Genomic DNA, 13,137 nt, shown 5'->3' with positions numbered 1-13,137 from the left:
TGCGTCCACTGCAAGACCTGCGACATCAAGGACCCCAACCAGAACATCAACTGGGTGCCGCCGCAGGGCGGCGAGGGACCGGTCTATCCGAACATGTGAAGTTCAGGCGTTGCTCAGGCTCACGCCCAACGCCGACGCCGTCTTTTCGAGTCGTTTATCTCTGGTCCAGAGACGTGCTTCAGGTGTCAGCAGGACGGAGGCCAGCAGGTGTGCGTCGACATAGCCGATGCCTATGCCGTAAAGCTTTCGCTGTTTGATAAGGTGGAGAACATCTTCATCTGACGCTTTGACGGCCTTCGGCAAAAGCTCAAGGCTGCTCAGCACCAGGTCATATTGCGGTAGGTTGCCGAGGCTGATTTCACCGATAATGAAAGGATGAGAGAGAACTTCCCGTGCTTCCAGAAAATCGCGCAAATTTGGATCACTTGCCCGCAGATGGTCGACCCATACCGAGGTGTCGACAAGGATCATTCGTCGCCCAGCCTGCGGCGCGGCGGTGCAACCAAATTGGGTGCGCTGCCGCCGAGCCGGGCAAGCGTCCGCGCCGCCTCGCGTTCTACGAGAGCGCGGAGCGCTTCCCGAACAATCAAGGACGTTTCCGCAATACCGGTCGCGTCACGCGCTTTTGACAAAAGTTCGTCGTCGATGCTTAACGTTGTGCGCATCACCTGTCTCCTACGCATCAAAATTAGCATCACATGATGCGGCTTTCAATGCATCGGCAAAGCGGGCACCCGGCGGGCACTACTGGCTTTTCTAGCGCCCCCGAGCCGCGATGCCGGTCGAAAGCGCAACGCCGATCCCGGTGATGACGGCGGCCGATATTTCCGCAACACCGATTTCCTCTCCGAGCAGCACGCCGGCGCCGATCGTGGCCAGCACCGGCGTGATCGCCGTGAAGGCCGCCGCCTGCGTGCCACCCAATGCATGCACGGCAAGGCCATAGGCAACGGTTGCGGCAAGACCCGAGAGGACACCTTGGGTCAGCATCTGCAGGCCGACCTCGGCAAGCGGGGCGCTCGCGATGGAGGTGCCGAAGATGAAGGCAAGGCCGGCGTGGATCAGAAATGACCAGATGGCGATGATCGCGCTTGCCTGCACTGCGGTCAGGCCCGAGCGCCGGAAGGCGTGCGTGTAGGCTGCCCAGAGGATTGCGCCCATCGGCAACAGGACGAAGCTGGTCCAGGGGAGGGCAGTCCCTGCAAGGCTGCGGACGAGCAGAATGGCGACGCCCACGACGATCGCCGCCAATCCTAGCCAGCGCGAGACATCCGGTCGTTCGCGGAAAATGACGACGCCGATGAGGGCGGCAGCGAGCGGCATGGAGCCACCGAGCAGGATTCCGGCCGCAGAGGCAGGGGTCGAATGAATCGCCGAAGTGGTCAGCTGGAAGAAGACGGCGCCGGCGCCGGAAACCATCATGGCAAGCAGGCCAAGCGGCACCCCCTTCGGTAGCAGGCCGGTTTTTAGCCAGACCGGTGCCAGCACGAGCGCCGGGATGCCGTAGCGGATCAGACCGATATCGATCGTCCCGAGCTGTGTTGCCGCGCTGTGACGTGTCGCAAGGATCCAGGCCGCCCAGATCAGGACCGTAACAGCGGCTCCCGCATATCCGACGGACGTCGAGGCGGATTTGGCATTGTTGGTGAAGGCAAGGACGCTCATGGATCTATCCTCTCATTGTCATCGGATCGCTGTCCGGTTGAGAAAAGAATAGGCGAGGAGTGCGGGGCATGTCCTTGCTATCTATGGCGCGAAAGCGGTACCGTAAGCAATGATCTGCCAAAATATGCGAAGGAATTTAGCAATCATGCCAAATTTGGATAAATTCGACTTAGCGATCCTGAAGTGTCTTCAGGAGGATGCGCGGGCGACCAACGTCGAGATTGCCGAGAAGGTCAATCTGTCGCCGTCCCCCTGCCTGCGCCGAATCCGCAACCTCGAAAAGACGGGCGTCATCCGCGGCTACCGCGCTGATATCGATCGCAAGGAGGTTGGCCTCGGCTTGACGGTTTTTGTCGAACTTAAGGTCGCCCACCACAGCCGCGAGAACGCGCAGGCGCAGGAGGCGGCATTGCTTGCCATTCCCGAAGTGGTCTCGTGTTTCCTGATCTCAGGAACGGCGGACTTCCTGGCGGAAGTCGTGGTCGAGGACCTGGCCGCTTACGAGCGGCTTCTCACCGATACGCTGCTGACCTTGCCGAATGTCAGCGACATCCGCTCGAACTTCGCCATTCGCAGCATGAAGACTCACGGGCCGTTGAAGCTGCCCGAAGGAAAATAAGGTGAGTTTTTTTGTAAACTTTACTTGAAGTCTGCACGTCAATTCTGTAGCGGAAAATTTAAAAGCGGGAGCTGCCTCCCGTCGCCCGTTTCAGCTGGGAGTTTGACATGAGCATATTGCAGAACCCGATTTCACGCCGCCATTTTGGCCTCCTCCTCGGCGCCGCCGCAGCGGCAGCCGCAACCAGGCCGGCCTTCGCGCAAGATTCAGCCCGCACGATCAAGCACCAGCTCGGCTCGACGGAGATCAGTGGCAAACCGCAGCGCGTCGTCGCGCTGGAATTCTCGTTCGTCCAGGCGCTGGACGCCATCGGGGTTGTGCCGGTCGGCGTGACCGACGACAACCAGCCGAAGCGCATCGAGCAGCTGCTCGGCAAGAAGATCGACTACAGCTCCGTCGGCACGCGCCTCGAGCCGAATCTCGAGCTTGTCAGCGCCCTGACGCCCGACCTGATCATCGCCGATGAAATCCGCCATTCCGCCATCTATTCGCAGCTCAGCACCATTGCTCCGACGATCGTGCTAAACAGCTGGGAGGGCAGCTACCGGACAATCAAGGACGGCGTCGTCACAATCGCCGATGCGCTCGGCGACAAGACAAAGGGTGAAAAGGCGGTCGCAAATCACGAAGCGGCAATCGCGGCCCTCGTCACCAAGATCCCGGCGGGCGAGAAGCGCCGCTTCCTTCTGGCGGTCGCAACGCCCGATTCCATGAGCCTCCACACTTCGTCGTCCTTCACCGGCTCCGTCTTCAAGGCGATGGGACTGACGCCTGCAGTCGACTCCTCCGATGCCGTGGAAAGCGGTGCGGGCCTCGAGCGGCTGATCGCCGTCAATCCCGATGTACTGCTGGTCGCAACCGATGCCGGCGGCACGGTGCTCGACCAGTGGAAGGGCAACAGCGCCTTCGCCAACATTTCCGCGGTCAAGGATGGCAAGATCTTCGAGGTAGACCGCAATCAGTTCTCGCGCTTCCGCGGCCTGAAGACGGCCGAGATGGTTGCTCGGGAAATCCTGGCCAAGGTTTACAGCGCAGCGTGAGCGGCAGTGAGCGGCAAGGCGGCAGCGATGGCAGTTAAGGCGGGCTGGCGGCTGCAACCGCTCACCCTCGGCTGCCTGCTGTTTGCCGCTCTGGTTGCGGTGATCGTCGCAGCCGTCTGCTTTGGCGTTTCGGAACTGCCGGTTCTGCGCGCCTTTTTCCTCTTTATCGCGCCCGATGGCTCGCCGGACAGCGCGCTCGTCTGGGACGTGCGCCTGCCGCGTGCGCTGCTCGCCGTCATGGTCGGCGCCAATCTGGCGGTCGCGGGCGTGCTGATCCAGACCCTGACACGCAACCCGCTCGCCTCGCCGCAGACCTTCGGCATCAATGCCGGGGCGTCGCTTGTCATCGTCCTCTGCCTGATTGCTTTTCCGCCCCTGAAGGGAGCAGGCACCGTATGGCCGGCCTTCGCCGGCGCTGCGGCGGTCGGGCTTGCGATGTGGGCGCTTTCGGTCTCGGGCGCCATGAACGACATGAAGCTGGCGCTCGCAGGCATTTCCATCCAGCTCGTTCTTGCGGCCCTGGTTCAGGCAATCCTGATCGCCAACAATGCGGCGCAAGATATTGTCTACTGGCTGGCCGGATCGATCAACGGCGCCCAATGGGAGAAAGTCTGGATCATCCTGCCGTTCACTCTGCTCGGCGGCGGCGCAGCACTTCTGGCCGGGCGCCATTTCGGCGTGCTGGCGCTCGATGAGACGACAGGCCTTTCTCTCGGGCAGAACGCCACGCGGGTCGGCGGGCTGGCGGCGCTGCTGATTGTCGTGCTGGCCGGTTCGGCCGTTGCCGTCAGTGGCCCGATCGGCTTCATCGGCCTGCTGGTGCCGCATATCATCCGGCGCATGGTCGGCGGCGACCAGCTGACCCTGATTGCGCTGAGCGCCATCGCCGGTCCGCTGCTCCTCAATGCCGCCGATCTCGCGGGCCGCGTTGCAGCCTACCCATCCGAAATGCCGGTCGGCATCGTCACTGCGCTGATCGGCGCTCCGGCTTTTTTGCTGATCCTCTGGAGGCAGCGGATCAGATGAACGCGCTTGCCGGACGCAACATGCGGGCGCTGACGGTCTGCCTCACCATCGCCTCCCTTATTGCGGTCCTTGCCGTTCTCGGCATGACGATCGGGGCTGTGACGCTGAGTATTGCTCAGGTGCTGGACGGTATCGGCGGTGGCAAGAACGCTTTCATCGTCATGCAGTATCGGGCGCCGCGTGTTGCCGTCTCGATCCTTGCGGGCGCCTCCTTCGGCCTCGCTGGCGTCTTCCTGCAGGGGGCACTCCGAAACCCGCTGGCCTCGCCGGATGTCGTCGGCATCACCAAATGCGCCGGCCTCGGCGCCTTCCTTGCCGGGATGATGGCTCCTCCCGCCTGGGCGATCTGGGCGATACCGGCAGGGGTAGTGGCAGGGGCAATTCTTGGCGCCGTCCTATTGCTCGTCCTCGGCCGTGCCTTTGGCGGCGGCATTGCGGCGCTTGCGCTCGTCGGCGTCGCGCTCGGCATGCTGGCGCAGGCACTGACGCAATATGTGATGGTGATCTTCCCGACCCGTGCCGACCAGTCGATGGTCTGGCTTGCCGGCAGCGTCTACGGCAGTTCCGGGACCGACGTGCTGATCCTCGGTCTCTGGCTGCTCGCCTGCCTGCCGCTCCTCCTGCTCGCGGCCGCGCGCCTCGATGCCGGCGGTTTCGGTGACGACACGCTGATCAGCCTCGGCATGTCGCCGGGCTGGCTGCGCGGCGGGCTGATTGTCGTTTCCGTGCTGCTCTGCGCAGGCGCCGTTGCCAGCGTTGGCAGCATGGGGTTTCTTGGCCTGCTTGCGCCGCATGCCGCCCGCCTCCTCGTCGGTCCCCACGCCAGACATCTCGTGCCCACGAGCGCGCTGATGGGAGCTCTCGCGCTGTCGGCCGCCGATCTTGCCGGACGGCTCGTGGCGCTGCCGAACGAGATCCCGGCCGGCATCGTCGCCGCGGTGATCGGCGGGCCTTATCTGATTTTCCTGCTCATCAAGGAGACCGGCCGCCATGAGTAGCGCCGCGCAATCCCGCCTTGCCGGAGAAAGGCTGACCCTGGGCTATGCCGCTCTCCAGGTGCTCGAAAGTGTCGATGTCTCCATTCCCGATGGTCGCATAACCGCGCTGATCGGTGCGAACGGCAGCGGCAAGTCCACTCTGCTCAAGGCGCTCGGCCGCATCATCGAACCGGCCTCAGGCACGGTCTATCTTGACGGCAAGGAGATATCCGCGATGCAGGGCAGGGCGATCGCCCAGAAGCTCGCATTGCTGCCGCAGAGTCCTGTGTCGCCGGATGGCCTCACCGTCCGCCAGCTCTGCCGTTTCGGCCGCCATCCGCACAAGGGCCTGCTGTCGCGCACCAGCGCGCATGACGAGGACGTGGTGGATGGAGCACTTGCCGCCACCGGGCTTACCGATCTAGCTTCGCGGCCGCTCGACCGGCTCTCGGGCGGCCAGCGGCAACGCGCCTGGATCGCGATGGCGTTAGCGCAGGAGACGCCGATCCTGCTGCTCGATGAGCCGACAACCTATCTCGATATCGCACACCAATTGGAGGTTCTGGAGCTGCTGCGCGAGCTCAATCGCGATCGCGGCTGCACCATCGTCATGGTGGTCCATGATCTGAACCACGCGGCCCAATACGCCGATCACATCATTGCCGTTGCGGATGGCGGCATTCACGCGGCAGGAAGCCCCGGCGAGTTGCTGACGCCGGAGCTCATCAAGGCCGTCTTCGGGATCGACGCCGCGGTCGTCCCGCATCCTGTGAATGGCACGCCGCTTTGCCTTCCGCTCGCCCCTGCTAGAGAAGCGTCCCGCTGAGGATCAAGAGGGCAACGGAGAAGTAGATCACCAGTCCGGTCACGTCGACCAGCGTCGCGACGAAGGGAGCCGATGCCGTTGCCGGATCGAGCCGCAGGCGCTGCAGCAGGAACGGCAGCATCGAGCCCGACATCGAGCCGAAGGTGACGATGCCGACGAGCGCCGCAAAGACGGTGATGCCGACAAGCACCCAGTGCGGGCCGTAATCGTAAAGCCCGGCCGTCTGCCAGAAGATGACGCGGAGCAGGCCGACGAGACCGAGGATCGCGCCGAGCACGAAGCCGGTCGGCAGTTCGCGCAGCAGCACCCGCCACCAATCGGACAGCTTGAGTTCTCCGACTGCCAGCGCACGGATGATCAGCGACGTCGCCTGCGAACCGGAGTTGCCGCCCGAGCTCATGATCAGCGGAATGAAGAGCGTCAGCACGACCGCCTTCTCGAGTTCCCCTTCGAAATGCTGCATGGCGCTTGCCGTCAGCATTTCGCCGAGGAAGAGGGCACAGAGCCATCCGGCGCGCTTGCGGATCATGCCCGCGAAGCCGACCTTCATATAGGGCTTGCCGAGCGCTTCCATGCCGCCGAATTTTTGCGCGTCCTCGGTCGTATCGGCAATCATCGTATCGATGACGTCGTCGACGGTCACGATGCCGAGCATATGGCCGTCGTCACTGACGACCGGCAGCGCCAGAAGATTATGCTTGCGGATCAGCCGTGCGACCTCCTCCTGCGTCATCAGCGGGTCGCAGCGAACAACCCCTTCCTTCTGCGCAACCGTGAGAACGGATTCGCCGGGATCGCCGGTGATAAGGCGGCGCAGTGTCACGACATTGGTCAGCACCTGCGTTAGCGCGTCGAGGACGTAGATCGCATAAACTGTCTCGCGTGAGCGTTCGACCCGGCGAACGTGGTCGAGCGTCTGCTGGACGGTCCAGCTATCCGGCACGCTGACGAACTCGGTCGTCATGATGCCGCCTGCCGTGCGCGGCGGGTAGCCCATCAGGTGCTTTACGGCGAGCGCCGTGGGGCGGTCGAGTTTCGCGAAAAGGGTGGCGCGCGAATCCTCGTCCAGCTCATGGAAGATGTCGGCGACGCGGTCGTTCGCGGTAGAGTTCAGCAGCCGCGCGGCATGCTCGACCGGCATTTCGGCGAGGATTGCGGCAGCGTTGTGCAGTTCCGGCCTGCCGAGAATACGGACGGCCTTCTGCTGCGGAAGCGTAGCGAGGATGGCCGCTGCCTCCGGGATTTCGAGTCCGTTCAAACGCTCGACGCGCTCTGCGGTGGTGACCGCTCCGAGGCTGTCGCTGGCGAAGAAACGGGCGGCATGCCCTGCCCGCAGGGGGAAGCGATTGAAGTTCATTAGCTCGCCTTTCCGTCGATCCGCCGTAGCGTCCGATCGGGCGAGCCCGGAGCAACCAGGTTAGCGCGAAAGGGCCGCGTACGGCAAAGGCAATCGACTGCTACTGTCGCTTGGCATCTGATTGATGGCTCCGTTGATATCCGCGGCTGACGAGCGTCATCCGCGTGTCATACTACGTGGTCCTGAACACTGAAAAAGTCAACTAGGATAGATGGTTAATGGCAGAATGCCGCACCGTCAGGCGCGGCATTCTTTGAGAACATGATTTACCGGATGTTTCCGGTTCAGAAGCCGGCGAGAACAGCCTTGCCCTTCATCCTGCCGCTCTCGATCATCGCATGCGCCTTCTTCAGGTTGGCTGCGTTGATCGTACCGACGGTTTCGCTGAGCGTCGTGCGGATCTTGCCACTATCGATAAGCTCGGAAATCTGGTTGAGCAGCTTATGCTGTTCGATCATATCCGGTGTCGAGAAGAGCGGCCGGGTAAACATAAGCTCCCAGTGCACCGAAACCGATTTACGCTTGAACGGCACGACATCGAGCACCTTCGGATCATCGATCAGGGCGAAGCGGCCCTGGGGCGCGATCGCCTCGACGATGTTGACGATGTGAGAATCCGTATTGGTGGTCGAGAAGATGAAACCCGGCGCGCCGATGCCGAGTTCCGCGATCTGCGGCGCGATCGGCCTCGAGTGATCGACGACATGGTGCGCGCCGAGTTCCTTGACCCATTCCTTCGTTTCCGGACGGGAAGCGGTCGCGATGATCGTCAGGTCTGTCAGGGCTCGGGCGATCTGGATGGTGATCGAGCCGACGCCACCAGCACCGCCGATGACGAGCAACGAACGTGCCGCGCCGGGCACCGGATCTTGAACCTTCAACCGGTCAAACAGCGTCTCATAGGCGGTGATCGACGTCAGCGGCAGGGCGGCAGCGGCGGCGAAATCCAGGCTTTTCGGCTTGCGACCGACGATGCGCTCGTCGACGAGATGAAACTCCGCATTCGAGCCAGGGCGATTGATCGCGCCAGCATAATAGACTTCGTCTCCAGCCTTGAAGAGCGTGACATCCGGCCCGACGGCCTTGACGATGCCGGCGGCATCCCAGCCCAGCACCTTGAGTTCATCGGCAGCGGGCGCCACGCCGGCGCGCACCTTCGTGTCGACCGGATTGACGGAAACGGCCTTGATCTCCACGAGCAGGTCGTGTCCCATCGCTTCCGGCACCGGCAGGTCGACGTCGATCAGCGAGGTTTCGGCGGAAATGGGCTGCGGGGTCTTGTAGGCGACGGCGCGCATGGGGAAACTCCTGTGTTCGTTGCACGGAGGCTAGATGCGTCTTATGCTCTATAAGCGCAAGAATGCACAAATTCTGTACGTAGTACCAAAAAGGATACTGTCGAATGTCGCTGCCCCGCGCCAAGCTGACGAAGAATTTCCCCGGCTGCCCAGTCGAAGCAACGCTGAGCTATCTGGATGGAAAGTGGAAGGGCGTGATCCTGTTCCATCTGATGGATGGAACGCTGCGCTTCAACGAGCTGCGCCGCAAGCTCCCGGCAGTGACGCAGCGGATGCTCACCAAGCAGTTGCGCGAACTGGAAGAATCCGGTCTCGTTTCGCGCACCGTCTATCCGGTCGTGCCGCCGCGCGTGGAATATGCGCTGACCCCGCTCGGCGAAACGCTGAAGCCGGTCATTCGTGCGCTGGCGGCCTGGGGCGACGAATATGTCTTCTGCCGCCCCGAGGGCATGGAGCTGCGCGATCCGTCATGCGCTTCCGTTGCGGCGCTCGAGGCGTAGCGAGGCGGCGAACACGAACATTCCGAGGAACGACAGGAACGCGCCGACATAACCGGTGGCTGCAAAGCCGTAGCCCCAAGCGATGACCAGACCGCCGAGCCAGGCTCCGAGGGCATTGGCGATGTTGAAGGCGGAGTGATTGGAGGCGGCGGCAAGCGTCTGCGCATCGGCCGCAACATCCATTAGCCGGGTCTGCAGGGCAGGACCGGCGGCAAAGCCGCAGCCGACGAGGAAGACGCAGAGCGCCAGCATGAACGGGCTTGAGGCGGTCAGCGAAAACAGCGTCAGCACGACGATGTTGAAGACCAGCGAGCCGCCGATTGTGCCCATGATCGATTTGTCGGCGAGCCAGGAGCCAACGATGTTGCCGGCGTTCATGCCGAGGCCGAAGAGGATCATCATCACAGCGACCATGCTTTCGGGCAGCATCGCGACCTTCATCGTGGTGCCGGCGATATAGCTGAACATCGCGAACATGCCGCCATAACCGACCGCTGCGATCCCGAGCGTCAGCAAGACTTGCGGCCGCCGGAAGGCGCCGAGTTCGCGCAGGAAGCTTGCGCCGTCATCCACCTGATCACGCGGCACGTAGTACCAGATGAGCGCCACTGTCACGAGCCCGATGACGCCTACCGACGTGAAGGCGACGCGCCAGTCAAGCGACTGGCCGAAGACGGTTGCGAGTGGCGTGCCGAGCAGGGTTGCGATCGTAAGGCCGAGCATTACCCGGCCGACGGCGCGGGCTCGCTTGTGCACTGGCACCATCGACGCGGCGACAATCGCGGCGACGCCGAAATAGGCGCCATGCGGAAGGCCGGTGATGAAACGCAGTATGATGAAGCTCTCGAAGGTCGGCGCTAAGGCGCTTAGAATATTGCCCACAGCGAAAATGCCCATCAGCAGAAGAAGCAGCGAACGGCGCACCATCTTGGCCGCAAGGACCGCAATCACCGGAGCGCCGATGACGACGCCGAGCGCATAGGCGCTGATGACATAACCGGCCTGCGGTGTCGTGACCGAAAAAGTATCGGCCACATTCGGCAGCAGGCCCATGATTGCGAACTCACCCGTGCCAATGCCGAAGCCGCCACAGGCGAGCGCCAGCTGCACCAGCGCGACTGCCATGGGCGAGGGGGCTTCGGAAACCGGACTGGAATCGATGGAATCGTCTACGGCGATCTGGCTCACGGGAGCTCCTGAGGCATGTCTCAATGGCAAACGATCCGGAAGCTTCGTGTTCGCAGGACGGTTGGCCGGGCTATGGCGGGAAGGGAGGTACGTACCTCCATCTTCCACTCTATCCCTGATTGCCCGCAAAGCGTCGAGTGCGTTTTTTGCAGTGCAGCGTCCTGCTATCTGCATATGTCCGTTGCAATATTTGCGTTTGTGCGTTTCGCGGACCTGCCTCGCCGCGGGCACACGGCGCTTGAAATGAAAGAGGCTCAGACCAACTTACGCACACAGGACTGAGACGCGCGATGCGGGAGCAGCACGCCTGATGAAGCTTGTAGGTTTTTTCAACAAAGACGGCGGTACCTTCAGAACCACGGATATGGAGGCCTATGAGAAGCGGGCGGAGGCGACCTTCCGGGAAGCGGGGCATGACTTCGAGGCCATCGTCTTTTCCGGCAGGGAGATCGTTCCCGCTATGGAGCGCGCTGCCCGGCGCGACGACATCGACGGCATCGTTGCCGGCGGCGGCGACGGCACCATTTCGGCAGCGGCCTCGATCGCCTGGAAGAACGGTGTCGCCCTTGGCGTGATCCCCGCCGGCACCATGAACCTTTTCGCCCGCTCACTGAAGGTCCCGCTCGATATCTGGCAGGCGCTTGATACCTTGGCCTTTGGCGAAGTCGATCACGTCGACATTGCCAGCGCCAACGGCCGGCCCTTCATCCACCAGTTTTCGGCGGGGCTGCACGCGCGTATGGTGCGCTACCGCAACTCCTTTAGTTACCGCTCCCGCCTCGGCAAGATGCGCGCCAGCGTCCGTGCAGCCTTCGGCGTCATTCTGAATCCGCCCGAATTCGAGGTCGATTTTGAAGCGGCCGGCGTTCACGAGCGTCGACGGGTATCCGCCGTCTCGGTGTCAAACAACCCCTTCGGCGCGAACGCCCTGCTTTATGCAGACAGCCTCACCAGCGGCGAACTGGGTTTTTATACCGCCAACCCCTTGAAACCGCTTGGCGTCGCACGCTTGGCAGTCGATCTGCTAAGAGGCAAAGTGAGGGAAAATGCCGACGTGATGATCATGCATCCGGCGGAAGTCCATCTCCATTTCCCCAAGCTGCGTGCCAAGGCAAACTGTGTCATGGACGGCGAGCTTCTGCCGCTCGAGCGCGACGTTTTCATCAAGCTGCATCCCGAGGAACTGAAGGTGCTCGTAAAACAGGGCCTTGCCTCGCAGATGGAAGAGGCCGAACGCCGCGAACCGGCTGCGTGGCTCTAAATTCGCGGCAGATAGGTCCGGTAGTCGAAATCCGACACGGTACGCAGATAGGCCAGCGCCTCCTTGTATTTCGTGTCGCCATAGAGCTTCTGATAGCGCTCGCCGAAGGCATCCTTGATGAAGGGCGACGCGCGGAAGGCTTCGACCGCCGTCAGAAAATCATGCGTCAGCCGTTCCGTATTCTCCGGGACATGGGACGGCGTCGTCTCTTCGCCGGGATCAAGCTCGTTGTCGAGGCCGAGCAGCATTCCGCCGAGAATTGCCGCGAGCAGCAGATACGGATTGGCATCCGCCCCGGCGACGCGATGCTCGATGCGCGCTGCCGGCCCGTTGGCGTCGGGAATCCGGATTGCCGTGCCACGGTGTCCTGTGCCCCAGGTTAGATCGACCGGGGCGAAGGAGCCCGGCTGAAAACGGCGATAGGAGTTGGCGAAGGGCGCGAAGATCAGCTGCGCCTCCTGCATCGTGTTGAGCAGTCCGGCACAGACGGATTTCAGTCTCTTCGGCTCTCCGCCCTTCGCGTCGAGGATGTTGCGGCCATCCTTGTCGATGATGCTGGCATGCACATGCAGCCCCGAACCGGCGTGGTCGGAATAGGGCTTGGCCATGCAGGTCGATTTTAAGCCGTGCTTGCGCGCCGCCTGTTCGGCGATGCGCTTGAGGTAAATGCAGTCGTCGGCGGCCGCCAGGGCATCGGGCCGGTGCAGCAGGTTGATCTCGAACTGTCCGGGGCCGAACTCGGCCGTCGTCGCATCCGCCGGCAGGTTCTGCGCTTTGGCATAGGCACGCACCGTCTGGAGATAGTCATGGAGCGCATCGACGGCGCTCATGTCATAGAGCTGGAAACCGTTCGGCTCGCCGCGATAGCTGAGGCTCTTCGGCGGCGAAGGCCGACCGGTGTCCCGCCAGTCCGGCTCCACCACGTAGAATTCGAGCTCCGTCGCGACGACCGGCGTGAGACCGCGCTCATCATAGCGCTTCAGCACGGCGGCCAGGATTGCCCGCGGATCCATGAAGCTCGGGCTGCCGTCGAGTTCGTGCATCGTGGCGAGCACCTGCAGCGAGCCTTCCGGCGCCCAGGGCATCGGTGCAAGGCTGCGCGCATCGGGAAAGCAGTTGCCGTCCGGATCGCCGATCGTCAGGGACAGACCGGTGATGTCGTCGTTGTCGTCGCCCCAGATATCCAGCGATTGCGTCGAGGTGGGCAGGCGCACTTCGCCCGCCCAGATTTTCTTCTGCGCGTCGAGGGGGATCTGCTTGCCGCGCAGGTCCCCGTTCATGCCGACGATCAGGATCTCGATCCGCGGTTCGCCCTCCGCAGCTTTGCCGTGCACGATGTCAGCCGTCATGATCTTGAAAATCCCCTCGGACAAGGCCAAG

15 protein-coding genes are annotated in these 13,137 nt (G+C 62.7%); 8 read left to right on the top strand and 7 right to left on the bottom strand.

Going from position 1 to position 13,137, the window contains the following annotated elements; all coding sequences use genetic code 11:
* Positions 1-99, top strand: a 99-nt coding sequence (locus ACPYOJ_RS10875; RefSeq protein ID WP_442196306.1) for a 4Fe-4S dicluster domain-containing protein, incomplete at its 5' end; no start/stop codon positions are given.
* Between the two features lie 3 nt (positions 100-102).
* Here ACPYOJ_RS10875 and ACPYOJ_RS10870 read toward each other — a convergent pair.
* From ACPYOJ_RS10870 to ACPYOJ_RS10860, 3 genes are all read right to left on the bottom strand, one after another.
* Positions 103-471 carry a type II toxin-antitoxin system VapC family toxin gene (locus tag ACPYOJ_RS10870; protein WP_481416261.1) on the bottom strand — a complete coding sequence of 123 codons (369 nt, stop codon included), beginning with the start codon at positions 469-471 and terminating at the stop codon, positions 103-105.
* A complete protein-coding gene (locus tag ACPYOJ_RS10865; RefSeq protein WP_168828929.1) occupies positions 468-665 on the bottom strand; it encodes a type II toxin-antitoxin system VapB family antitoxin in 198 nt (65 codons plus the stop codon). The genes ACPYOJ_RS10870 and ACPYOJ_RS10865 overlap by 4 nt, the downstream gene beginning before the upstream one ends.
* 91 nt (positions 666-756) lie before the next feature.
* Positions 757-1,665, bottom strand: a complete 909-nt coding sequence (locus ACPYOJ_RS10860) for a DMT family transporter (RefSeq protein ID WP_481416260.1) — start codon at positions 1,663-1,665, stop codon at positions 757-759.
* A 145-nt stretch (positions 1,666-1,810) separates the two neighbouring features.
* Here ACPYOJ_RS10860 and ACPYOJ_RS10855 point away from each other — a divergent pair, with 145 nt between their 5' ends.
* The 5 genes from ACPYOJ_RS10855 to ACPYOJ_RS10835 all read left to right on the top strand — a co-directional run bounded on the left by ACPYOJ_RS10855 (position 1,811) and on the right by ACPYOJ_RS10835 (position 6,153).
* Positions 1,811-2,284, top strand: coding sequence for an Lrp/AsnC family transcriptional regulator (locus ACPYOJ_RS10855; protein ID WP_481416259.1), 474 nt, complete (start codon positions 1,811-1,813; stop codon positions 2,282-2,284).
* Positions 2,285-2,391: 107 nt separating this feature from the next.
* Complete coding sequence (locus ACPYOJ_RS10850) at positions 2,392-3,324, top strand: ABC transporter substrate-binding protein (RefSeq protein ID WP_481416258.1); 933 nt, start codon at positions 2,392-2,394, stop codon at positions 3,322-3,324.
* A gap of 27 nt (positions 3,325-3,351) precedes the next feature.
* Positions 3,352-4,350 carry a FecCD family ABC transporter permease gene (locus ACPYOJ_RS10845; protein WP_481416257.1) on the top strand — a complete coding sequence of 333 codons (999 nt, stop codon included), beginning with the start codon at positions 3,352-3,354 and terminating at the stop codon, positions 4,348-4,350.
* Complete coding sequence (locus tag ACPYOJ_RS10840) at positions 4,347-5,348, top strand: FecCD family ABC transporter permease (RefSeq protein WP_481416256.1); 1,002 nt, start codon at positions 4,347-4,349, stop codon at positions 5,346-5,348. Before ACPYOJ_RS10845 ends, ACPYOJ_RS10840 begins: the two co-directional genes overlap by 4 nt.
* Entirely contained in the window at positions 5,341-6,153 is an 813-nt protein-coding gene (locus ACPYOJ_RS10835) for an ABC transporter ATP-binding protein (RefSeq protein ID WP_481416255.1), read from the top strand. The genes ACPYOJ_RS10840 and ACPYOJ_RS10835 overlap by 8 nt, the downstream gene beginning before the upstream one ends.
* Here ACPYOJ_RS10835 and mgtE read toward each other — a convergent pair.
* Entirely contained in the window at positions 6,134-7,510 is a 1,377-nt protein-coding gene (gene mgtE / locus ACPYOJ_RS10830) for a magnesium transporter (RefSeq protein ID WP_481416254.1), read from the bottom strand. The two genes, ACPYOJ_RS10835 and mgtE, sit on opposite strands and share 20 nt — an antisense overlap.
* A 284-nt stretch (positions 7,511-7,794) precedes the next feature.
* On the bottom strand, positions 7,795-8,808 hold the full coding sequence (locus ACPYOJ_RS10825) for a zinc-binding alcohol dehydrogenase family protein (RefSeq protein ID WP_481416253.1): 1,014 nt from the start codon (positions 8,806-8,808) through the stop codon (positions 7,795-7,797).
* A 104-nt stretch (positions 8,809-8,912) separates the two neighbouring features.
* On the opposite strand from ACPYOJ_RS10825, the gene ACPYOJ_RS10820 reads away from it, so the two are divergent.
* Positions 8,913-9,308: a winged helix-turn-helix transcriptional regulator gene (locus ACPYOJ_RS10820; protein ID WP_481416252.1), complete on the top strand. Its 396-nt coding sequence runs from the start codon at positions 8,913-8,915 to the stop codon at positions 9,306-9,308.
* On the opposite strand, the gene ACPYOJ_RS10815 is transcribed toward ACPYOJ_RS10820, so the two are convergent.
* Positions 9,276-10,496 carry an MFS transporter gene (locus tag ACPYOJ_RS10815; RefSeq protein ID WP_481416251.1) on the bottom strand — a complete coding sequence of 407 codons (1,221 nt, stop codon included), beginning with the start codon at positions 10,494-10,496 and terminating at the stop codon, positions 9,276-9,278. The genes ACPYOJ_RS10820 and ACPYOJ_RS10815 overlap by 33 nt on opposite strands.
* 310 nt (positions 10,497-10,806) lie before the next feature.
* On the opposite strand from ACPYOJ_RS10815, the gene ACPYOJ_RS10810 reads away from it, so the two are divergent.
* Positions 10,807-11,757, top strand: coding sequence for a diacylglycerol/lipid kinase family protein (locus tag ACPYOJ_RS10810; protein WP_481416250.1), 951 nt, complete (start codon positions 10,807-10,809; stop codon positions 11,755-11,757).
* On the opposite strand, the gene ACPYOJ_RS10805 is transcribed toward ACPYOJ_RS10810, so the two are convergent.
* Positions 11,754-13,136, bottom strand: a complete 1,383-nt coding sequence (locus ACPYOJ_RS10805; RefSeq protein WP_481416249.1) for a glutamine synthetase family protein — start codon at positions 13,134-13,136, stop codon at positions 11,754-11,756. The genes ACPYOJ_RS10810 and ACPYOJ_RS10805 overlap by 4 nt on opposite strands.
* Between the last annotated feature and the right edge of the window lies 1 nt (position 13,137).

Source organism: Rhizobium sp. SVR5-9E (assembly GCF_056755095.1).
The sequence above is the reverse complement of the archived record's forward strand: the minus strand, read 5'-3'. Positions and strand labels throughout refer to the sequence as shown.

Bases quoted from the DNA above. Each gene is read 5' to 3' on its own strand.
- ACPYOJ_RS10870 (WP_481416261.1), bottom strand. From the start codon at position 471: ATGATCCTTGTCGACACCTCGGTATGGGTCGACCATCTGCGGGCAAGT.
- ACPYOJ_RS10865 (WP_168828929.1), bottom strand. From the start codon at position 665: ATGCGCACAACGTTAAGCATCGACGACGAACTTTTGTCAAAAGCGCGT.
- ACPYOJ_RS10860 (WP_481416260.1), bottom strand. From the start codon at position 1,665: ATGAGCGTCCTTGCCTTCACCAACAATGCCAAATCCGCCTCGACGTCC.
- ACPYOJ_RS10855 (WP_481416259.1), top strand. From the start codon at position 1,811: ATGCCAAATTTGGATAAATTCGACTTAGCGATCCTGAAGTGTCTTCAG.
- ACPYOJ_RS10850 (WP_481416258.1), top strand. From the start codon at position 2,392: ATGAGCATATTGCAGAACCCGATTTCACGCCGCCATTTTGGCCTCCTC.
- ACPYOJ_RS10845 (WP_481416257.1), top strand. From the start codon at position 3,352: ATGGCAGTTAAGGCGGGCTGGCGGCTGCAACCGCTCACCCTCGGCTGC.
- ACPYOJ_RS10840 (WP_481416256.1), top strand. From the start codon at position 4,347: ATGAACGCGCTTGCCGGACGCAACATGCGGGCGCTGACGGTCTGCCTC.
- ACPYOJ_RS10835 (WP_481416255.1), top strand. From the start codon at position 5,341: ATGAGTAGCGCCGCGCAATCCCGCCTTGCCGGAGAAAGGCTGACCCTG.
- mgtE (WP_481416254.1), bottom strand. From the start codon at position 7,510: ATGAACTTCAATCGCTTCCCCCTGCGGGCAGGGCATGCCGCCCGTTTC.
- ACPYOJ_RS10825 (WP_481416253.1), bottom strand. From the start codon at position 8,808: ATGCGCGCCGTCGCCTACAAGACCCCGCAGCCCATTTCCGCCGAAACC.
- ACPYOJ_RS10820 (WP_481416252.1), top strand. From the start codon at position 8,913: ATGTCGCTGCCCCGCGCCAAGCTGACGAAGAATTTCCCCGGCTGCCCA.
- ACPYOJ_RS10810 (WP_481416250.1), top strand. From the start codon at position 10,807: ATGAAGCTTGTAGGTTTTTTCAACAAAGACGGCGGTACCTTCAGAACC.